Genomic DNA, 20,162 nt, shown 5'->3' with positions numbered 1-20,162 from the left:
GCGGTGATGCCATATCGATATCAATTTCGAACACTTATTCAATTACCTCAAACGCCAACGGTCCAACAGTCCTTCGGGGACCTCCTCGGCGGTCAGCGCGTAGACCAGGTGGTCGCGCCAGTCGCCGTCGATGTGCAGATAGCGCGGCCGCAATCCCTCCGAGCGGAAGTCGAGCTTCTCCACCACCCGGCGGCTGGGCCGGTTCTCCGGACGGATGCAGACCTCCACCCGGTGCAGGCCCAGCGCCTGGAAGCAGTGGTCCACGCTGAGCGCCACGGCGGTGGGCATGATGCCGCGGCCGGCCACCGCCTCGTCGATCCAGTAGCCGACGTTGGCCGAGCACATCGAGCCCCAGGTGATGCCACCCACCGTCAGCTGCCCGACCAGCCGCCCCTGGTAGAGGATGACGAACGGCAGCATCCGGCCCGCCACGGCCTCGCGGCGCAGGTAGCGGACCATCTGACGGTAGGTCGGCCGCGGCCCGGAGGGGAGGCTCCCGGGTGGGGCCGGGGGGACGGTGGCCTCCCAGCGGCGCAGCCAGTCGCGGTTGCGCCGGCTCGCCTCCTGCCAGGCCTTCTGATCGCGCATCCGGATCGGGCGCAGCACCACCTCGCCATCGCGCAGCTCCACCGGCCAGCCGGCGCTCAGCTCGTTCCCCCATCGGCGGCGGGAGCCTGCGCGGCCGGGGTCTGCGCGGCGGGGGTCTGCGCGGCGGGGGTCTGCGCGGCGGGGGCCTGGGCCGTGTCGGGCCTCGGGTGGTCCCCGCCCGCGAGCTGGTCCACCGCGTGCGCCAGCAGCGGCTCCAGCACCGCGAGCCCGTCCTTGACGCCCCCCGTGGAGCCGGGCAGGTTGATGATCAGGGTGCGTCCGGCCAGCCCGGCCAGGCCCCGGGAGAGCGCCGAGGTGGGCACCTTCTCCCGCCCGTGGGCGCGGATCGCCTCCGCGATGCCGGGGATCTGACGGTCGATCACTGCGGCGGTCATCTCGGGGGTCAGGTCCATCGGCGAGATCCCGGTGCCGCCAGTGGTCAGCACCACGTCGTAGCCGGCCGCCACCGCCTCGCGCAGCGCGGCCGCCACCGGCTCGCCGTCCGGCACCAGCTGCGGGCCGTCCACCGTGAAGCCCATTCGGCGCAGGCCCTCGACCAGCAGCGGGCCGCCCTTGTCCGGATAGACGCCCGCCGAGGCGCGGTTGGAGACGGTGACCGCGAGCGCCCTCACGAGGCGTCCTCGCCGGTTGCCGCCCCGCGGGCCCAGTCGCCGCTCTTGCCGCCGGTCTTGCTGAGCACCCGGACGTCCTCGATGGCGGCGGCCTTGTCGACCGCCTTGACCATGTCGATCACGGTCAGGCCTGCCACCGCCACCGCGGTGAGCGCCTCCATCTCCACCCCGGTGCGGTCGGCGGTGCGCACGGTGGCGGTGATCTCCACCGCCTCGTCGGTGACCGCGAGGTCGACGGTGACGCCGGAGATCGCGATCGGGTGGCAGAGCGGGATCAGGTCGGGGGTCTTCTTGGCGCCCATGATCCCGGCGATCCGCGCGACGGCCAGTGCGTCACCCTTGGGGACGCCCGCGCCGCGCAGCAGCTCGACCACCCGCGGGGCGACCTTGACCCGACCGGCGGCGACCGCGGTGCGGACCGTGCTGGCCTTCTCGGAGACGTCGACCATCCGGGCGGCGCCCGTCTCGTCCACGTGCGTCAGGCGGTCGCCAGGGGGTGTGGTCACGTCAGTACTCCAGCAGGACGGGTTGAATACCGCGCTACGGTACCGCTCCGCCCGCGCCGGATCGGCGTCGGTCCGTCAGCAGGACAGTGGCGCTAGGCCGAAGGGCGCAGCGCCGGGCGCCGGAGGTCCGGGGGCGCACCCTCCTAGTCGGTGAGCAGGACCACCTCGACGCGCTCCCCCGCCGGCACCGCCTGCGTCTCCTCGGGGACCACGATCAGGCAGTTCGCCCGGGCCAGCGCCCCGACCAGGTGCGAGCTCTCGCCGCCCACCGGCTCGACCCGCCCGTCGGCGGCGGTGTACCAGCCGCGCAGGAACTGGCGGCGGCCGGCCGGTGAGCGCAGCGCACCGGTGCAGATCGCGTGGACCCTCGGGCGGTGCACGTCCGGGGCGCCCAGCATGGTGCGGATCACCGGACGGACGAAGAGTTCGAAGGAGATGTACGCGCTCACCGGGTTGCCCGGCAGCGCCAGCAGCGGGATGGCCGCGGGGCCGTCGCCGATCCGGCCGAAGCCCTGCGGCTTGCCCGGCTGCATCCGCAGCTTGCGGAAGTCCATGCCCGCGTAGTCGGCGAAGACCTCCTTGACCACGTCGTAGGCCCCGACGCTGACCCCGCCGCTGGTGACGATCAGGTCGGCGCGGCCGAGCTGGTCCTCCAGCACGCCGCGCAGCACGGCCGCCTCGTCGGGCACCCCGCCGACCCGGTAGGCGATCGCGCCGGCCTGCTGGGCGGCCGCGGTGAGGGTGAAGCTGTTGGAGTCGGAGATCTGCCCGGGGCCCACCGGCTCGCCGGGCTGCACCAGTTCGCTGCCGGTGGAGAGCACGACCACCCGTGGCCGCGGGCGCACCCGCACGGTGCCGCGGCCGATCGCGGCCAGCAGGCCGAGCTGGGTGGGGCCGAGCCGGGTGTCGGCGGTGAGCACCGTCTCGCCGGCCCGGATGTCGCTGCCCCGGCGGCGGATGTGGGCGCCCTCGGCGACCTCCTGGCGCACCCGCACCTCCTCGCCCGCGACCGGCGGCGCCATGGTGTCGGCGGCCTGCCCGCTGCCGCTGCCGCCGTCGGTCCACTCGACCGGGGCGACGGCCTCGGCGCCGGGCGGCACCGGCGCGCCGGTCATGATCCGGGCCGCCTGGCCGGGACCGACCTTGGGCAGCTCACCGGCGCCGGCGGCGATGTCGCCGACGACGGTGAGCACGGACGGGTAGCGGGCGGTGGCGCCGACGGTGTCGGCGGTGCGCACCGCGTAGCCGTCCATCGAGCTGTTGTCGAAGGCCGGCAGGTCACCGCCGGCGACCACGTCCTCGGCCAGCCGGCAGCCCTGCGCGTCCAGCAGCTGGAGCTCGATGGCGGGCAGCGGGGCGACGCCGGCCAGCACGTCGGCGAGATGCTCGTCGACCGTCCAGTGGCGCTCGCCCGGGGTCCGCACCCCGCAGGCGTCCGCCGCAACTCCGTGCTGCTCGGTCATCGCCACCGCCGCCTTCCGCTCAGTTCTGCTGCATCTCCGTGCCGACGAAGTCCTTGAGCCAGCCACGGAACTCCGGACCCAGGTCCTCGCGCTCGCACGCCAGCCGGACAATAGCGCGCAAGTAGTCCGCGCGGTCGCCCGTGTCGTAACGGCGGCCGTCGAAGAGCACGCCGTGCACCTGGCCGCCCTCCTCCGGGCTCAGCGTGGCGAGCGTGCGCAGCGCGTCGGTCAGCTGGATCTCGCCGCCGCGGCCCGGCTCGGTCTTCTTCAGCACCTCGAAGACGGCCGGGTCGAGCACGTAGCGGCCGATCACGGCGTAGTTGGAGGGCGCCTCGGCCGGCTCCGGCTTCTCGATCAGGTCGTTGACGTGGAAGACGTCCGGGCCGAAGCCGTTGGCCTTGACCGCCGCGCAGCCGTAGAGGTGGATCTGCGCCGGGTCGACCTCCATCAGCGCCACCACCGAGCCGCCCAGCTCCTGCTGGACCTCGATCATGCGGGCCAGCAGCGGGTCTCGCGGGTCGATCAGGTCGTCACCGAGCAGGACGGCGAACGGCTGGCCCGCCACGTGCTGCTCGGCGACCAGCACCGCGTGGCCCAGGCCCTTGGGGTCGCCCTGGCGGACGTAGTGCATGTTGGCCAGCGAGACCGACTCCTGCACCCGGCGCAGCTTGTCGGCGTCGCCCTTGCGGGAGAGCAGCTCCTCGAGCTCGTAGGCGCGGTCGAAGTGGTCCTCCAGCGCGCGCTTGTTGCGCCCGGTGACCATCAGTATGTCGGAGAGGCCGGCGGCGGCCGCCTCCTCCACCACGTACTGGATCGCGGGCTTGTCGACGACCGGCAGCATCTCCTTGGGCGTGGCCTTGGTGGCCGGCAGGAAGCGGGTTCCGAGACCGGCGGCAGGCACAACGGCCTTGGTGACGGGCATGCGGGGATTTGTCGTCGTCATGCGTTGACCTTACTAAGGCGAATGACCGCCCCGACCAGCGCGAGGTCATTCGGTGACGAATGCCTCGTCGGTGCCGGTCATGGCAGCGACGGTACGGGTGGCGCCGATCTGGACGGTGGGCCCGGGAGCGGCGCAGGGCGACAGATTACCGTGCCTTTCCGAACGCCTTGTCCAGCTCTGTGCCTCCGGCAGTCCCCGGCGCTTGGCAGCGGCCAGTGAACGATCCGCGGCACGCAGTAGCGGGACCGGGTGGCCGCCGTCGGCCGGCAGCACCGCGATGCCGGCCGAGGCCCGCAGGCCGTTGCCGCCGCCCGGGGCCGGGGTGGCGGACCAGGGCGTGCCGGACCAGTCGAGCAGCCGGTGGCGGCGCACCGTCCAGCAGAGCCGCTCGGCGACCTTGGCCGCGCCCGCCGCCCCGGTGTCGGGCAGCACCACCAGGAACTCGGTGCCGCCGTAGCGGCCCAAGGTGTCCGAGCGGCGGACCTCCACGCCGAGCCGCTGCGCCAGGTCGCGCAGGATCACCTGGCCGCGGTCGCGCCCGTGCTCGGCGTTGAGGGCCGCGAAACCGTCGATCTCCAGCAGCACCACGGCCAGCGGCCGCCGCTCCGCCTCGGGCTGGCGCCGGCAGCGCTCCACCTCGCGCTCCAGGGTGAGTTGGAGGTGCCCGAGGTTCCACACGCCGGTCAGCGGATCGCGCGCCGCACTGCGCGCCAGCTCCTCGCACTGCCGCTCCAGCTCGGCGAGCCGCCCGCGCAGCCGGCTCTCCCGGACGGCACCCGCACCGGCCGCGCGGCGCAGCCGCACCGCCAGCAGGACTCCGAGGCCGGCCAGTGGTGCGCTGAGCAGAGCGGACGCCTGCACCAGGAGCGCGGCGGGCATCGTGGTACCCCTCTCAGGTGGTGGAGCCCTCGCCGGGGTGGATACGGCTCCCAGGTCGGGATACCGCTCCCGGGGAGCGGGTGCGGGAGGATCGGCTGGTCCACCCCCGTACCGAGGAGCGGCCATGCCCGACGTCCCGCCGTCCCGTACTTCCCCGTCCGGCGATCACTTGTCCGGCGATCACTTGTCCGGCGATCCCTTGTACAACGACAAGGCCGCTCTGAGGTCACACCTGCTGGCCGAACGGCGTGCGCTGTCCCCCGAACGGCGGGCAGCGGCCGCGCTGGCGCTGGCCGAGCGGGCACTGCCGCTGGCCGCTCCGGGCACGACGGTGGCCGCGTACGTCTCGGTCGGGGCGGAGCCGGGCACCGGGCCGCTGCTCGAACTGCTGCGCGAGCGCGGTGTCCCGGTGCTACTGCCGGTGCTGCTGGCGGACAACGACCTCGACTGGGCCCGCTACGAGGGCGTCGAGCGGCTGGCCCCGGCCGGGCGCGGCCTGCGGGAGCCGACCGGGCCGCGGCTGGGCCCGGCGGCCATCACCGCCGCCGACCTGGTGCTGCTGCCCGGGCTCGCGGTGGACCGCCGCGGGCTGCGGCTGGGCCGCGGCGGGGGCTCCTACGACCGGGTGGTGGCCCGGCTGGCCCGGGCCGGCGCAGAACCGCTGCTGGCCACCCTGCTCTACGAGGCCGAGCTGCTGGACCGGGTGCCGGCCGAGCCGCACGACCAGCCGGTGCACGCCGCCGTGACCCCGGCGGGCGTGCACCGCTTCTGATTCCGAGCGCGCGTCACGCGCCCGCCTCGCCTCAGGGCGTGAGGGTCAGCGTGTTCTTGGTCGCGCTGTTCACCGCGGCGCTGGAGTACGCCCAGGTCAGCATCTTGCCCTGGGACCAGAGCGCGGTCTGGTCGTTGTAGTTGGGGCTGAACGCGTGCCCCGACTCACCTCCCACGTTGATCCACCGGGAGGCGTCGAAGGCACTCAGGTCGACCACCATCCGCATCGACGGGATCCAGTCCACGTCGTAGCCGGCCGCCGCGTTCCAGCCCGCGGCGTTCACGGCCGCCGAGCCTCCGGAGAGGTTGAACGGACCGCGGTTGAGCAGCCGGTGGGTGATGCCGGAGATCAGCGAGGTGGTGTCGAGGCCGAGCGTCTGCTCCTTGAGGTTCAGCTGGTGCAGCCGGCCCCAGCTCCAGGTGGAGATGTCCTTGCCGAGGTGGGCGGTGAGGTCCTGGCGGGCGTCCTTCATCGCCTCCTTCAGGATGTTGTCCAGGCCGTGCTGCTGCTGGTGGTTGGAGTCGATGTAGGTCCACCAGGAGCTGTTGGGGTTCGCCAGCTGCTGGCGCACCACCTCGGTCCAGCGGTCGCCGCCGTCCGGCTGGGCCAGGGCGGGCTTGCGGGTGCCGCACTGGGTGACCGGCTTGGCCTCGCCGCCGACCGTCCCGGCCGGCTGGTTCGGGTCCGCCTTCTGCTGGACCAGCAGGCAGTCGCCCTGGGCCCGGAGCGAGGCGGGGAACTTCTGCCCGAAGGCCAGGACCAGCAGCTGGCGCCAGACGCCGTTGTAGTAGGCGGCCGCGGCCGAGTCGGCGTCCTGGTTGTAGTTCCAGTCCTTGAGCAGGTCCTGGGCCTGGCGCACGTACGGGTCGCTGATCTGCTCCTTGAGCAGCAGCGGGACCAGCGTCTTGGCCATCACGCTGGTGTTGTCCAGCTGCATCGACTGCATGTCGTCCGGCGAGATCTTGCCGCCGCCCGCGAGCTTGGCGTTGATCTGGTCGGTGATCTCCTTGGCCCGGGTGCCGTACTCCCAGTCGGTGGTGATCAGGTACTTGTACGTCGGGTCCGTCACGGCCTGGTTGGCCGTGACGATGTAGCCGGCCGGCGGGTTCCAGGCGTAGGGCAGGGACTTGAACGGGACGTAGCCCTGCCAGGCGTAGCTCGGGTCCCAGCCGGGGGCCGGGTAGCTGCCGTCGCCCTTGCCGCGGACCGGGATCGCGCCGGGCGCCTGGTAGCCGATGTTGCCGGCGGTGTCGGCGTAGATCAGGTTCTGCGCGGGGACGGCGAAGTTGGCGGCCGCGGCACGGAAGTCGGTCCAGTTGGCCGCCTTGTCGAGTCCGAAGATGGCGTCCATGGTCCTGCCGGTGGTGGCGCCGTTGACGTTGTCGAGCGCGCTCCACTTCAGCGCGACGCCGTAGCCGGTGGTGCCGCGGTCGGGCGCGGCGTTGCCGACCGGGGCGTACATGCCGACCTGCTGGTCCTCGGTGCTCTGGTCGGAGATCAGCGGAGCGCCGTCGGCGGTGGTCCGCACGGTGATCACCCGGCTCGGGCCGCCGGCCACCTTGATGGTCTCCTGGCGGGTGACGAACTGCGTGTCCTGCTGGTTGTACAGGTAGGTGTTCGGGCCGGTGATCTTCTCCAGGTACAGGTCCTGGACGTCGGCGCCCATGTTGGTCATGCCCCAGGAGATGTTCTGGTTGTGGCCGATCATCACGCCGGGCATGCCCGCGTAGGTGAAGCCGGTCACGTCGAACGGGCAGGCGGCGCTCACCGACCGGCAGTGCAGACCCATCTGGTACCAGGAGTTGGGCATGCTCGGGCCGAGGTGCGGGTCATTGGCCATCAGCGGTTTGCCGGTGGTGGTGTTGCTGCCCGCGACCACCCAGGAGTTGGAGCCGATGCCCTGGCCCTGCGGGCCGAGCAGCTGCGGCAGGCCGCCCATCTGGTCGGAGACGTTCTGCAGCAGGCCCTGGGTGATGGCCGCGTTCTGCTGGCTGCCCGGGGCCTGGTTGGCCGTGCCGGCCGCCGGCTTGTAGGTGCCGTCGGCGGCCAGCGTGCCGGTCGGGACGATGGTGCCGTTCCTGCTGTACGGGTAGTCCGGGTAGAGCTGGGCGATCTGGTCCGGGCTGAAGGTCTGGCTCAGCAGCGAGCGGTCGATCTCCTCCTGCAGGTTCCCCGACAGGTTCCAGGCCACCGCCTTGAGCCAGGCCACCGAGTCCACCGGGGTCCACGGCTCCGGCTTGTAGCCGCTGTGCGCGGTGCCGAGCAGGGTGTACTCCAGCGAGGCGCTCGCGCCGCCCGGGTGCTGGCCGAGCCAGGCGTTGACGCCGTCCGAGTAGGCCTGCAGGTACCGCTTGGTCTCAGGGCTGAGCTGGGTGTCGTACTCCTGCTGGGCGACGTTGCGCCAGCCCATGGTGCGGATGAAGGCGTCGTTGTTCACCTGCGAGGCGCCGAACATCTCGGAGAGCCGGCCCGAGGTGATGTGCCGTCGCACATCCATCTCCCAGAACCGGTCCTGCGCCTGGACGTAGCCCTGCGCCTTGAACAGGTCCTCAGGAGTGTCGGCGTAGATCTGCGGGATCCCGTTGGCGTCCCGCTTGACGTCCACCGAGGCGCCCAGACCCGCGACCTTGACCGTGCCGCTGACCTGCGGAAACGAGGCTTGCACGGTGTGCACCGCGTACCAGCCGCCGGCCGCGGTGCCGCCGACCAGCAGCACGACGAGGAGGAGCACGAGCAGACGGGCGCGCCGGAACTTCTTCGAGCTGCGCGAGCGGGGCATCAGGGTCCTAGCGGCAGGGAGCGGGGCAACGTCACAAGAGCTGGGCGGCCGTGACCGCTCACCACATTAGGACGACTCAGGTGGCATGAGCGCACGGGGGACACCCACGGTGGAACCAGAGGGACCATACCGGGCCCGGGTGAGGGGCAGGGTGCAGCCGGTTAGGTCAAAGAGATGGCAAAATGTTAGACTCGTTAACGATCCATCCGCTGATCGTTCTATCGGTCAAGTTATGAGGCCGCCCACCGGTGGCCCGTGACCGTACCCGTGCCGGCTCGTGACCGTGCCTCAGCAGGTCAGGACCGGTCCGATCGGCCGGTGACCGGCGCTCGGCCAGCCTGCGCGCCATCGGCTTTCCCGCTCGTCCCCAGCTTTCCTGCCCGTCCCTGCCTTCCCGCACACCCCAGCTCTCTCGCACGTCCCCAGCTTGACCCAGTGACCCTCCCGTGCCGCCAGCCGACCTTTCCACGGCCGCCTAACGACCCTGAGGTGCCCCTGCGTGACTGTCGACCACCTGAACAGGCTCCTGCTCGAATCGTCCATCGTCCTGCTGGTCGCGGTGGCCGCGGTACGAATATCCACCCGCTCCGGCCTGCCCAGCCTGCTGCTCTACCTCGGCATCGGGGTGGCGATCGGCCAGAACGGACTGGGCGTCACCTTCAACAACGCGGAACTGACCCAGGTCCTCGGTTACGCGGCGCTGGTGGTCATCCTGGCCGAGGGCGGGCTCAAGACCAGCTGGCGGGAGATCAAGCCGGTGATGCCGGCCGCCACCGTGCTGGCCACCGTCGGCGTGGGGATCAGCGTCTTCGTCACCGCCGCCGGGGCGCACTGGCTGGTCGGTCTGGACTGGCGGCTGTCGCTGCTGCTCGGCGCGATCGTCTCCTCCACCGACGCGGCCGCGGTCTTCTCGGTGCTGCGCACCGTGCCGCTGCCCGCCCGGCTCAGCGGTCTGCTGGAGGCCGAGTCCGGCTTCAACGACGCGCCGGTGGTGATCCTGGTGGTCGCCTTCGCCACCACCGGACCGTTCGACTCCTGGTACGTGCTGGTCGGCACGATCATCGCCGAACTGGCGATCGGCGCGGCGGTGGGCCTGGCCGTCGGCAAGCTCGGCGCCTACGGGCTGCGCCAGGTCGCGCTGCCCTCCAGCGGCCTGTACCCCATCGCGGTGCTCGCGCTGGCCGCGGCCGCCTACGCCGGCGGCGCGCTGCTGCACGGGTCCGGCTTCCTGGCCGTCTACGTCTGCTCCGTGCTGCTCGGCAACGCCAAGCTGCCGCACGGTCCGGCCGTCCGGGGTTTCGCCGACGGGCTGGCCTGGATCGGGCAGATCGGCATGTTCGTGCTGCTCGGCCTGCTCTGCACGCCCGCCACGATGGGCTCGGCGGTGCTCCCCGCGCTGGTCATCGGGCTGGTGCTGGTGCTGGTCGCCCGGCCGCTGTCGGTGCTGCTGACGCTCACGCCGTTCCGGCTGCCCTGGCAGGAGCAGGCGCTGCTCAGCTGGGCCGGGCTGCGCGGGGCGGTGCCGATCGTGCTGGCCACCATTCCGCTGGTGGCCAAGGTGCCGCACGCCCAGGACGTGTTCAACATCGTCTTCATCCTGGTGGTCGTCTTCACCCTGGTCCAGGGGCCCACACTGCCCTGGCTGGCCAAGCGGCTGCGGATCTCCGAGGGCGCCATCGGCCAGGACCTCGGCATCGAGTCGGCGCCGCTGGAGCACCTGCACGGCCACCTGCTCTCGGTCTCGCTGGCGCCCGGCTCGCTGATCTCCGGCGTGGAGGTCAGCGAGCTGCGGCTGCCCGCCGGGGCCGCGGTGACCCTGGTGGTGCGCGAGGGCAGCAGCTTCGTGCCGGACCGCACCACGGTGCTGCGGGAGAAAGACGAGCTGCTGGTGGTCACCACGGCGGCGGCCGAGGAGGCGACCGAGCAGCGGCTGCGGGCAGTGGACAAGGGCGGCAAGCTGGCGGGGTGGCTGGTGGGGCGGTGAGGTCCGGGCGTGTCGGCGCGTGCCCGGGGGCCCGGGCATCCCGTGTTCACGAGTGTTTCGTGCCACGTCCGCCTTGGATTTCCAGCCGGAGCCGTGTGAACCTCGTAGGATGTAATCCCATACGTATCAACCGTGTAAGGACGTGCACTCCGGTGCCCGGCCCTACCAATCCACAGACACCCGCAACATCTGCCTGACGCAGAGTTGGCGCGACCGCTCGGCGGCCGCGGTCCACGGCACCTCATGGCCCCCGCTTCCACGATCTGGCCAGCCGGACCCGGTATCAACCCCGGTCGACGCGCGAGAGGACGACTCTCGGCGCCGTCGGAGTTTCCCCAACCCCGGCCGCGCTACCAGGCAGCAGGAAGGACCGACCGTGGCGGCCCGCCCAACGGTCGAAAGCCCCGTCGTCGTCGACACTCCCAGCGCGCCCGCGCGCGTCGGGTACGGCACCCTGCTGCGCACCCCCAGTGCGTGGACGTTCCTCCTGCCCGCCTTCGCGGCGCGCCTGCCCTACGCGATGCTCAGCATGGGCATCTCCCTGCTGATCCTGGGCACCCACGGCTCCTACGGCACCGCCGGCACCGTCGTGGCGGTGGCCGCCGTGGCCCAGGCCCTGGTCGGACCGCAGACCGGCCGGCTGGCCGACCGCTACGGCCAGGCCGCGGTACTGGTCCCCAGCGTGCTGGTGCACGCGGTCTCGGTCGGCGCGCTGATCGCGCTGGCCCTGGGCCACGCACCCGTGTGGACCCTCTTCCTGGTCGCCACACCGGCCGGTGCCACCGTGCCGCAGGTCGGCGCCATGGTCCGGGCCCGCTGGGTGGCCAAGCTGGCCGACCGGCCGGCCCACCTGAACACCGCCTTCGCGTTCGAGTCGGTCACCGACGAGCTCACCTTCGCGGTCGGCCCGGTGCTCACCGCCGTCATCGCCAGCACCGTGACGCCCGCCGCCGCGCTGATCGTCGAGGCCACGCTGACCCTGGTCGGCGGGCTGGCCTTCGCCGCGCAGCGGCGGACCGCCCCCGCCCAGCTGGTGCGGGAACCCGGCACCCGGCAGGCCTCCGCACTCGCCTCGCCCGGGGTCCGGCTGCTGGCCGGCGTCTTCCTGGGCGTCGGCAGCGTCTTCGGCGGCATGCAGATCTCCGTCACCGCCACCGCCGAGGCGGCCGGGCAGGGCGGGCTCAGCGGCGTCGTCTACGGGATCTTCGCCGGCGGCTCCATGCTGGCCGGCGTGCTGTACGGCCTGATCGCCTGGCGGCGCTCGGCCCAGCAGCGGATGCTCGGCAGCTACACCCTGCTGGTGCTGGGCTGCTCGACGCTCTGGGCGATGCCCAACCTGGTCACCCTGGCGGTGGCCGGGCTGGTCTGCGGGCTGGCCATCGCGCCGACCCTGATCACCGGGTACACCCTGGTCGAGACGCTGGTGGCGGACGGCGCCAAGACCGAGGCCTTCACCTGGCTGACCGGCGCGATCGGGCTGGGGCTGGCGGTCGGCTCGACCGTCGCCGGGCGACTCATCGACATGGGCGGGCCGTGGACCGGGTTCCTGGTGCCGCTGGCCGGCTCCGGGATCGGGCTGGTGGCCCTGGTCACGTTGCGGCGACTCCTGGTGGCTCCGGGCACCGAGAGCCGTACCGTTGCCAGGAGTGGCAGCGCGATGACCTCGCTCGTCGGGGCATCGGAGCACTGAGGTGGGGCCGACCCGACAGGCCCTGGGTGTCGGCGCCATCGGGTCGGCGCTGGACTGATCCAGCGGAATGCCGCATCATGGACCGTCGTTAGCACTCATCAGGCGAGAGTGCCAGGAGGAAGACAAGTGCCCACGTACCAGTACCAGTGCACCGAGTGCGGCAGCGGCCTTGAGGTGGTGCAGAAGTTCACCGACGAGGCTCTGACCGATTGCCCGAACTGCCAGGGTCGCCTGCGCAAGGTTTTCTCGGCGGTGGGCGTGGTGTTCAAGGGCTCCGGGTTCTACCGGACGGACAGCCGCTCCTCCTCCAGCAGCTCGGTGGGTGCCTCTTCGGGGGCCGCCTCGGGCGGCTCGACCGGCTCTGGGGCGGCCAGCACGTCCTCGGCCTCGTCGAGCGGGTCCTCGTCGGCGTCGTCCTCGACGTCCGCGTCGTCTTCTTCTTCGTCCTCTTCGTCCTCGGCCGGCTGACCCGACGCGGTCGCAGCAGGCTGGAGCCGTTGCTCAACGCCCCTGGTGGCGCCCCGATGGGGTGCCGGCAGGGGCGTTTTGCGTGTTTTGCGTCTCTGGGGGGCGAGGGGCTGGGCTGGGGAAAGTTATCCACAGGCGCCGGGTTATCCACAGAAATCCGGTGGGGACTGGGCGCGGTCGTGTCGCCGACGGATCCTGAACCAGCGAGCGGATCTCCCGCTCGCTGCTCCTACCAGCTACCAGGCCCACGGCAGAGGCGGTGTCGGATCCCATGACCACAGTTCTCCCCACCCCAGCACCCTCCCCGCGCCCCGCGACTCCCCACTGCGCCCGGCGGCCGCCACCGGCCCGCGCCTCCCCGCAGCCGCCCCGGCGCGCCGTCCCGGAGTTCCGCCCGATCCGGCGTGGTGGCAGCGGGCGGTACCGCATCCGGCAGGCGGTGCGGCACCGACCGGCCACGCTGGCCACCGGCCTGCTGGCGGCCGCCGCGATCGCCGCCGGGCCGCTGCACCCGGGGCCGCGCGAGCCCGCCGGGCCACCCGTCCACGCCCCTTCGCAGGCGCCGTCAGCCCGGGCCGCACTGCCGCACTGCGGTCCGGGGCGTTGACGGACCGTCAGCCATCCGATTCGGGAATATCACCCGAATGGCGAGCAATCCACCCGTAACCGATCAAAGGTCCCGTCGTTCACGGGGCGTGAAAGGCTTCAAGGAATTCCTGCTCCGTGGCAATGTCATCGACCTCGCGATCGCCGTCGTCATCGGCGCGGCGTTCACCAACATCGTCAACGCCTTCGTGCAAGGCATCATCAACCCGCTCGTCGGCGCCTTCGGCGCCAAGAACCTGAACGCCTACACCTCCTGCATCAAGGGCCCGTGTGTGGTGAACGCGAACGGCCAGGTCACCTCGGGTATCCAGTTGATGTGGGGGTCCGTGCTCAGCGCGGTCCTGCAGTTCGTCATCACCGCCGCGGTGGTCTACTTCTTCATCGTCGTCCCCGCCGCGAGGTTCATGGCCCGCCGCAAGTCCGCCGAGGAGGTCTCGGCCGAGGCCGAAGCGAAGGAGGTCGCCCTGCTCACCGAGATCCGCGACGCCCTGGTCCGCCAGGCCTGACCCCACCGACGGTCCTGGGCCGCCCGGCCCAGGATCTCCACCCATCACCGCCTGCCCTCCGGCGCGGGCAAGGCTCCTGCTCCCGGTCAGGTGCTCCCAGTCAGGTGCTCCCGGTCAGTCCCCGTGGTGCGGGGGCCGCTGGCTCTGGTACCAGTCCAGGCCGCGCGAGCCCTCGGACTCGCCCCAGCCCCGGTCGGTGTCGTCACTGGTCTGCCGGCTCAACGGGTCCGTGAAGACCAGCTTGGCCGCCTTCGCGGTGGTCTTCTCCCGCGCGGCCGGCGGGGCCTGCCCAGCGCGCTCGTCCCGCTTGTCCTGTCCTGCCATCGTGCCTGCCTCCGGTGTGGTCCGCTCCGTCCAGCCTAGGCCGTGTCTCCTGTCCTGGGACGGCGCCAGGGGCCGGGCGACGGCCCGACCCCTGGTACTACCCACCCACCGGCAGGTGTCCGTGCTCGACCCGGCCTCGGCCGGGGTTCGACTCAGCGGGTTGCGGCTCCGCTCAGCCCAGCTGGGAGCTGAGGAAGTTGGCCCCGTTGTAGGAGCCCCAGCCGGTCACCTTGTCGTAACCGGTACCCGCGCTGTACGCACCGTTGCTGCCGCTCGTCACGTCGTGGAAGGCCGACTTGTAGGAGCTGGAGGCCGCCAGCGTGTAGATCCGGCTGTTCGCGAACCCGAAGGAGGGCTTGCCCTTGGCCTTGGCCTCGCTGTTGTAGACCGCCGTGAAGGCCGCCCAGTTCGGCGCCGAGGCGCTGGTGCCGCCGTACTCGGCCCAGGAGCCCCCGGTGTAGACGGCCCAGCCCGAGGACGGGTCGGCGTCCGAGGCGACATCCGGCACCGACCGGTAGGTGCCGGTGTTGACCTTGGACTGGTAACTCGGCGTGTTGAAGTAGGAGGAGACCCCGCCGCCGCTGCCGGACCAGGCCTTCTCGCTCTTCCAGGCGCCGCCCGTGCCCTGCGCCAGCGTGGTGCCACCGGCGCCGGTGACCCACGGGTCGGCGGCCGGGAAGTCGACCGAGGTGCCGCCGTTGCCGGCGTCGTCCGAACCGCTGTCGCCGGAGGCGGCGTAGACCGACTGGCCCTGGGCCGCGGCCTCCTTGAGGTCGGCGTCGACAGCCACCCGGTTGCTCGCGGTCTCACCGGCCTCGTAAGTGCCCCAGCTGATCGAGATCACCGGGACGTTGTCGCTGACCAGCTTGCTGTAGATCGCGGTCTCACCGGCGTCGCTGTTCGGCGCTTCGTAGACCTTGATCGTCGCACCGGGCGCCAGCGCCTGGACGACCTCGATGTCCAGGTCGACCTCGTCCTGGCCCGAGGTGTCGGTGGTACCGCCACCGGCGTTGACCACGGTCGGGGCGCTGGGCTTGATGCTGAAGGCCTTGTCGTAGGCCGACACGTCGGACTGCGAGAAGGCGGAGAACTCCAGCAGGCCGACCGTGACGCCCTTGCCGTTGTAGCCGGCCTTGACCGTGGAGGTCAGGTTGTAGGCGGCCTGGGCGCTGGTCGGGCTCAGACCGGCGGGCGCCTTGGCCGTGGCGTCCGGCGTGGCCTGGGCGCTCGACTTGGTGCTGAAGTGGGTGTACTTGGCGTAGTTGTTCAGGCCGGAGACGTCGCTCACCACGCTCGCGATGTCATTGGGCACGGACGGCGCGGTGGTGTTGGCGAAGTAGCTGTGGCCGTCCTTGTTGTCCTGGTAGGTGGCCAGGCTGGTGTTGAAGGCCTTCTGCACCTGGGCCGCGGTGCCGGTGGCCTCGATGGTGAGCCGGTTGGCGGTCACGTCGCCGACCTTCAGCCCCTGCGACGCCAGGTAGGCCGAGACCTTGGCCACCGTCTGCGGGGTGGCGCCGAACCGCTGGGCGAACTGGTCGACCGTCAGGTAGTGCTGGTAGTTGGGCGAGTTGGGGTCGGTCACCTGGCTGAGGAAGGTGTCCAGCCCCGCCGTGTCCCGCTGTGTGAGGCTGACGGCCACGGATATCTGCTGGTCGGCCGCGACGTCCCCGGTCCGGGCGGAGTGGCTCACGGCGGAGACGACGTCACCGCGCAGCGCGCTCGATGACTGCGCGTCGGGCGTGGCGGCGAAGGCGGGCACGGCAGCGAGCGCGATGATCGGCAGCGGGGCGGCGAGCAGCCCGATGACAGGCCTGATGCGGGGCTTCACGGAATGTCCTCCTGGGACGGAGCGATCGACCGAGGGCGTCGGCTGCCGGAGGTTCGGTCGGAACCCGGCGCCCTGGACTGCGGAGTGGATGGCTCCACGCTAGATTTGTCGATCCACCGTCAAAAGAGGGGTATCCCTCGCTTGTTGTATGTCGCGATCGTGTCCTGGGGTGTCGCACGACATCGCGCGATGTCGCGAGACGTCGCAGGAGCGGGGTGTGTACGGGCGATGAACGGGGGATGCACGGGCAGCCCGGGGCTGGGCGGGTGAGCGGGGGCTGGGCGGGTGAGCGGGGGCAGCGCGGGCGGGCGGGGCAGCGCGGGCGGGCGGGCTCAGTCGGTTCCGGCCAGGGCGCGGGCCAGCGCGGCCCGGGAGCGGACACCGAGCTTGCGGTAGACCCGGGAGAGCGTGCCCTCGACCGTCTTCACGCTGACGAAGAGCGCGGCGGCCACCTCGCGGTTGGTTGCGCCCTCGGCCGCGAGGCCCGCCATCCGCTGCTCACTGGCCGTCAGCAGCCCGCCGTCCGGGCCGGACAGGGCGATGGGCTGGTCCAGCCGGTCCGACTCCCGGGCCACCCGGGCCAGCAGCGGCAGCGCCCGGAGGTCCGCGCAGATCTCCCTGGCCTCCAGCAGCGCCGCCCGGGCGCCGGGCCGGTGCCGCAGCCGGCGCTCCACCGAGCCGAGGGCCACCAGAGTCCTGGCCACCTCCAGCGGGAGCCCGGCCGCGCGCTGCCGCTCGGCCGCGCCGCGCAGCAGCGCCACCGCCTCGCGCCCGTTGCCGACCCCGGCCCGCGCCAGCGCGGCGGCCCGGTCCAGCGCGGCGCGGGCCGGAGCCTCGGCGCTCTCCCACCGCCTGATCAGCTCCTCCCCCCGGCCGAGGACCTGGGCGGCGGCCGCGTGCTCGCCGAGGGCCACCAGGCCCTCCGCGAGCAGCGCCAGCCTGCGCACCGCGGACGGGTCGGCGAACCCCGCCGCAACGCTCAGCCGGTACGCCTCCTGGAGCACCTCGACCCCCGCCGCCGTAGCGGCCAGCTCCCCGCGCAGCAGGCCCGACTCCCCCAGCACCCCGAGCGCGCGCACCTGGTGCCACCGGTCGCCGAGCGCCGCCCAACCCGCCGCCGCCCGTCGGGCCAGCTCCCCCGCGCGCTCCGTGCTGCCGCCCACCAGCTCGGCGAGCGCCACCGCGTGCAGCGCGAGGCCATGGGTGGGGGCGGGTGCGCCCACCCCCACCCCGGACGGTCCGGCGAGCGGCTCGCCCCGCGCCGCGAGGACCTCCTGCAGCTGGACGGCGGCCGCCATCGCCGACGACCCGTCACCGAGGCGCGCGTACGCCGCGCAGCGCGGGATGAGCGCCTCCGGCAGCGCGGGGACGGGCGTGGTCTCGGCGGGCAGCGCGGTCAGCGCCGAGCGCAGCTGCGCCGGGCGCTCGACGGAGAGTTCCGCGTCGAGCAACCGGTGGCGCAACTCGCGCCGGGCGGCTCGCGGTTCGACGTTCCGCAGCAGCACGGCCGCCTCGTCCAGCGCGTGGCGGGCGCCGGTGAGTTCGCCGCACCCTGCCAGGGTGAGCGCGAACACCCGGAGCGCGGCCACCTGCTGCTCGGCCGCGCTCCCCGCGACGGATGGCGGCACGGCCCGCGCCGTCGCCAGCGCCGCCCGCGCCGCGGCACGGGCCTGAGCCGCCGGTCCGGCGAGCAACTGCCGCTCCGCGGACCAGCGCAGCAGCTCCGACCGTGCCCAGGAGAGGGCGGCGGCTTCGGTCCCGCCATAGCTGTGCGGGGAGGTGGGGGTGGGGCCGGGCGTGGGGACGGGACGGGGGCCGACCGTGGCGGGGTGGGACAGCGGGCGGCTGCTGGAGGGGAGTTCGGCCAGGCCGGAGTCGATCACCTCACCCAGGCCGGCGAGACCTTGGCCGGCCGCGCGGAGCAGCACGACGCGGGCACGGGTGCGCAGCGCGAGGCCGGCGGCGAAGAGGCCGTCAACCGGCGGCGGTCGGCGGTGGACCGCATGGGAGGACGGCTGGGGAACCCTCGGGCGGGACGATTCACCGGCAGCCAGGGCCTGGAGGGCCAGGGCGCGCGCCTGGAGCCAGTGTCCGCTCTGCGCCCCGTATTCCGCCGCGGCCACCAGGTGACCCAGCCGGCGATGCTCGAACCGGTCGGCGGCGAGCCCGGCTGCGCGGGGGCCGGCGAGGGTGCCCGCGAGGGGGTCGGCGGCCTGCGGATTGGTCCACAACTCCGGCAGCGTGACCGGGAGATGGGCGCCTCGCTCGCGCGACGGCTCGATGGTCCGACCGGCCGCCGGCAGGCATGCCTCGGCGTCCCTGCCGACGGCCACCAGGCCGCGCCGCAGGACCGGTCGCACCGGCTGCACCGCCTGCACCGCCTGCACCGCCTGCATGGGAGACGCGGGAGATGCGGGAGATGCGGGAGTCCGAGGGGGCGCGGCGGGCGCTGGGCCCTGGCGGACGGCCAGCAGGGCGAGTTCGTAGGCGAGGGTGGGGGCATCGCGGTCGCGGGCGGCCTCGCGGGCGGCCGCGCCGAGCGAGGTGACGTCGGCGGTGGGGTGGGCGAGCGCGGTCAGGCGCGCGCGCTCGACCGGGTCGGCGACCACGGCGGCGAGCGCCGCGCGGGCGGCGGCCAGTTCGGCCGGCGCGGCCTGCTCCAGCAGGACCATCCGCACCACGGGCTCGCGGAAGTCCAGCTCGCCGGAACGGGGTTCGGCCGGTCTCAGCAGCTCGGCGAGAGGCCCCGCCGGTCCCGCCCCGCCGACCGCGGGTCTCGCGCCGAGGGCGTCGGCGTCGTCGCGGGGGTCGTCGAGCAGCTCCAGCAAACCGAGGCGCAGGGGTGCCTCCAGCAGGCGGAGCAGGCCGGTGGCACCAGAGTTGCCGAGGCCCGCGGGGTCTCCGAGGCCCGCGGGGTCTCCGAGGCCTGCGGAGTTGCCGAGGCCCGCGGAGTCGCCGAGGCCTGCGGAGTCGCCGAACCTCCCCAGCGCAGCGCCCAGTTCGGCCAGCGTCGGCCGGGTGGCGACCGCCGCCAGCAGCAGGAGCCGCCGCTCCACCTCGCCCAGCGGGCGCACCCGGTCGAGGACCTCGGCGCGCAGAGCGCGCGGCACTCCGTGCGGGCCCGCCGGCCCCAGCCGGAAGCCGGCCCGCGCCAGGTCGAGCGCGTGCCGCGGATTGCCCGCCGCCACCCGCTGGACGTCGCGCAGCAGGGCCACCGGCAGCGGGCCGCCGAGGTCGTGGGCGAGCAGTTCGGCGACGGCGGTCGGCGGCAGCGGCGGCAGCCGCAGTTCGACGGTCCCGGGCGGGCAGACCTCCCACCAGCGGCCCCGCCCCGCGCCGTCCGTGTCCGGCGCACCATCGGCGCACGGCGCGCCATCGGCGGACGGCGCACCATCGGTGGCCGCCGCGCCGTCGTCGCGTGCCGTCGCCAGCAGTCGCACGCCCTCGCTCTCGCCCGTGCGGCGCAGCGCGAAGCCCAGGGCCGCCGCGCTCGGGCCGTCCAGCCACGGCAGCCCGTCGACCAGCAGCAGCACGCCGCCGGCCGCCGCCAACGCCCGCAGCAGCTCCAGCAGTCCGAGGCCCAGCGCCAGCCGGTCCACCCCGGCCTTCGGCGGCAGGCCGTGCAGCAGTCCGGCCCGCAGCGCGGCCGCGGTGGGCTCGGCCAGGTCGGCGAGCAGCGCGTCGAGCCGGCCGGGCGGCAGGCCGGCGAGCAGGGTGCCGAGACCCGCGCAGGGCAGCCCGCGCTCCGCCCTGGCCGGTGCACAGCGCAGCACGGTCGCGCCGGACTCGGCCGCTTCGGCGGCGAGCACGGTGGCGACGGCCGTCAGCCCGACCCCGGCCGGGCCGCTGAGCAGCACCGCCCCGCCGGTGTGCAGTGCCTCGCGCGCGGCGCGCAGTTCGCGGCGGCGACCGGTCAGCGGCGGGCCGGGGAGGTCCGGGCGGGAGCGGCCCAGGTGAGACGGGTCCGGGCGCGAGAGGTCCGGGCGCGAGAGGCCTGAGCGGGAGAGGTCCGGGCGGGGAGGACCCGCGCGGGAAGGGCCCGGGCCGCTCGCCCTGGGGTCCGTGCTGCCGCCGTCCACACCCATCCGCCGAGACACCCCCCTGTCGCCGCCCACCCACCATGGACCTGACAGGCATATCGCCAAGCCACGACCGGAGGTCCATCTCAACCCGCCGCTGATACCCCGTCAATAT

General features: G+C 73.3%; 16 protein-coding genes. 6 read left to right on the top strand and 10 right to left on the bottom strand.

The window, feature by feature from the left end; genetic code table 11:
- Positions 1–42 precede the first annotated feature (42 nt).
- The 6 genes from ACFZB9_RS04725 to ACFZB9_RS04700 form a co-directional block, all read right to left on the bottom strand.
- Positions 43–630 carry a GNAT family N-acetyltransferase gene (locus ACFZB9_RS04725; RefSeq protein WP_391443582.1) on the bottom strand — a complete coding sequence of 196 codons (588 nt, stop codon included), beginning with the start codon at positions 628–630 and terminating at the stop codon, positions 43–45.
- Positions 631–644: 14 nt separating this feature from the next.
- Positions 645–1,220 carry a molybdenum cofactor biosynthesis protein B gene (locus ACFZB9_RS04720; protein WP_391443580.1) on the bottom strand — a complete coding sequence of 192 codons (576 nt, stop codon included), beginning with the start codon at positions 1,218–1,220 and terminating at the stop codon, positions 645–647.
- Entirely contained in the window at positions 1,217–1,669 is a 453-nt protein-coding gene (moaC, locus tag ACFZB9_RS04715; RefSeq protein ID WP_391444274.1) for a cyclic pyranopterin monophosphate synthase MoaC, read from the bottom strand. The genes ACFZB9_RS04720 and moaC overlap by 4 nt, the downstream gene beginning before the upstream one ends.
- Before the next feature lie 200 nt (positions 1,670–1,869).
- A complete protein-coding gene (glp, locus tag ACFZB9_RS04710; protein ID WP_391443578.1) occupies positions 1,870–3,189 on the bottom strand; it encodes a gephyrin-like molybdotransferase Glp in 1,320 nt (439 codons plus the stop codon).
- A 19-nt stretch (positions 3,190–3,208) separates the two neighbouring features.
- Positions 3,209–4,132 carry a UTP--glucose-1-phosphate uridylyltransferase GalU gene (gene galU / locus ACFZB9_RS04705; RefSeq protein ID WP_391443577.1) on the bottom strand — a complete coding sequence of 308 codons (924 nt, stop codon included), beginning with the start codon at positions 4,130–4,132 and terminating at the stop codon, positions 3,209–3,211.
- Between the two features lie 45 nt (positions 4,133–4,177).
- Complete coding sequence (locus ACFZB9_RS04700; protein WP_391443575.1) at positions 4,178–5,011, bottom strand: GGDEF domain-containing protein; 834 nt, start codon at positions 5,009–5,011, stop codon at positions 4,178–4,180.
- 199 nt (positions 5,012–5,210) lie between these two features.
- On the opposite strand from ACFZB9_RS04700, the gene ACFZB9_RS04695 reads away from it, so the two are divergent.
- A complete protein-coding gene (locus tag ACFZB9_RS04695) occupies positions 5,211–5,783 on the top strand; it encodes a 5-formyltetrahydrofolate cyclo-ligase (RefSeq protein ID WP_391443573.1) in 573 nt (190 codons plus the stop codon).
- 31 nt (positions 5,784–5,814) lie between these two features.
- Here ACFZB9_RS04695 and ACFZB9_RS04690 read toward each other — a convergent pair whose 3' ends face one another.
- On the bottom strand, positions 5,815–8,562 hold the full coding sequence (locus ACFZB9_RS04690; protein WP_391443571.1) for a penicillin acylase family protein: 2,748 nt from the start codon (positions 8,560–8,562) through the stop codon (positions 5,815–5,817).
- Positions 8,563–9,061: 499 nt separating this feature from the next.
- Between ACFZB9_RS04690 and ACFZB9_RS04685 the strand changes: the two genes are divergently transcribed.
- The 5 genes from ACFZB9_RS04685 (at position 9,062) to mscL (ending at position 13,816) form a co-directional block, all read left to right on the top strand.
- Positions 9,062–10,546, top strand: coding sequence for a potassium/proton antiporter (locus ACFZB9_RS04685; protein WP_391443569.1), 1,485 nt, complete (start codon positions 9,062–9,064; stop codon positions 10,544–10,546).
- Positions 10,547–10,922: 376 nt separating this feature from the next.
- A complete protein-coding gene (locus tag ACFZB9_RS04680) occupies positions 10,923–12,236 on the top strand; it encodes an MFS transporter (RefSeq protein WP_391443567.1) in 1,314 nt (437 codons plus the stop codon).
- Positions 12,237–12,362: 126 nt separating this feature from the next.
- A complete protein-coding gene (locus ACFZB9_RS04675; RefSeq protein ID WP_391443566.1) occupies positions 12,363–12,704 on the top strand; it encodes an FmdB family zinc ribbon protein in 342 nt (113 codons plus the stop codon).
- Positions 12,705–12,975: 271 nt separating this feature from the next.
- Positions 12,976–13,311, top strand: a complete 336-nt coding sequence (locus ACFZB9_RS04670; RefSeq protein ID WP_391443565.1) for a hypothetical protein — start codon at positions 12,976–12,978, stop codon at positions 13,309–13,311.
- Positions 13,312–13,399: 88 nt separating this feature from the next.
- On the top strand, positions 13,400–13,816 hold the full coding sequence (mscL, locus tag ACFZB9_RS04665; RefSeq protein ID WP_391443563.1) for a large conductance mechanosensitive channel protein MscL: 417 nt from the start codon (positions 13,400–13,402) through the stop codon (positions 13,814–13,816).
- Positions 13,817–13,930: 114 nt separating this feature from the next.
- On the opposite strand, the gene ACFZB9_RS04660 is transcribed toward mscL, so the two are convergent.
- From ACFZB9_RS04660 to ACFZB9_RS04650, 3 genes are all read right to left on the bottom strand, one after another.
- The gene (locus ACFZB9_RS04660; RefSeq protein ID WP_391443561.1) at positions 13,931–14,140 is read right to left on the bottom strand and encodes a hypothetical protein; all 210 of its coding nucleotides are present in this window, start codon (positions 14,138–14,140) and stop codon (positions 13,931–13,933) included.
- A 172-nt stretch (positions 14,141–14,312) separates the two neighbouring features.
- Positions 14,313–15,968: a protease pro-enzyme activation domain-containing protein gene (locus ACFZB9_RS04655; RefSeq protein WP_391443560.1), complete on the bottom strand. Its 1,656-nt coding sequence runs from the start codon at positions 15,966–15,968 to the stop codon at positions 14,313–14,315.
- 332 nt (positions 15,969–16,300) lie between these two features.
- Positions 16,301–20,053, bottom strand: coding sequence for an AAA family ATPase (locus tag ACFZB9_RS04650; RefSeq protein ID WP_391443558.1), 3,753 nt, complete (start codon positions 20,051–20,053; stop codon positions 16,301–16,303).
- Positions 20,054–20,162: the final 109 nt, after the last annotated feature.

It is taken from the genome of Kitasatospora sp. NPDC008050 (assembly GCF_042957465.1).
Classification (GTDB): Bacteria; Actinomycetota; Actinomycetes; order Streptomycetales; family Streptomycetaceae; genus Kitasatospora.
This window is presented reverse-complemented; position numbering and strand designations above follow the sequence as displayed.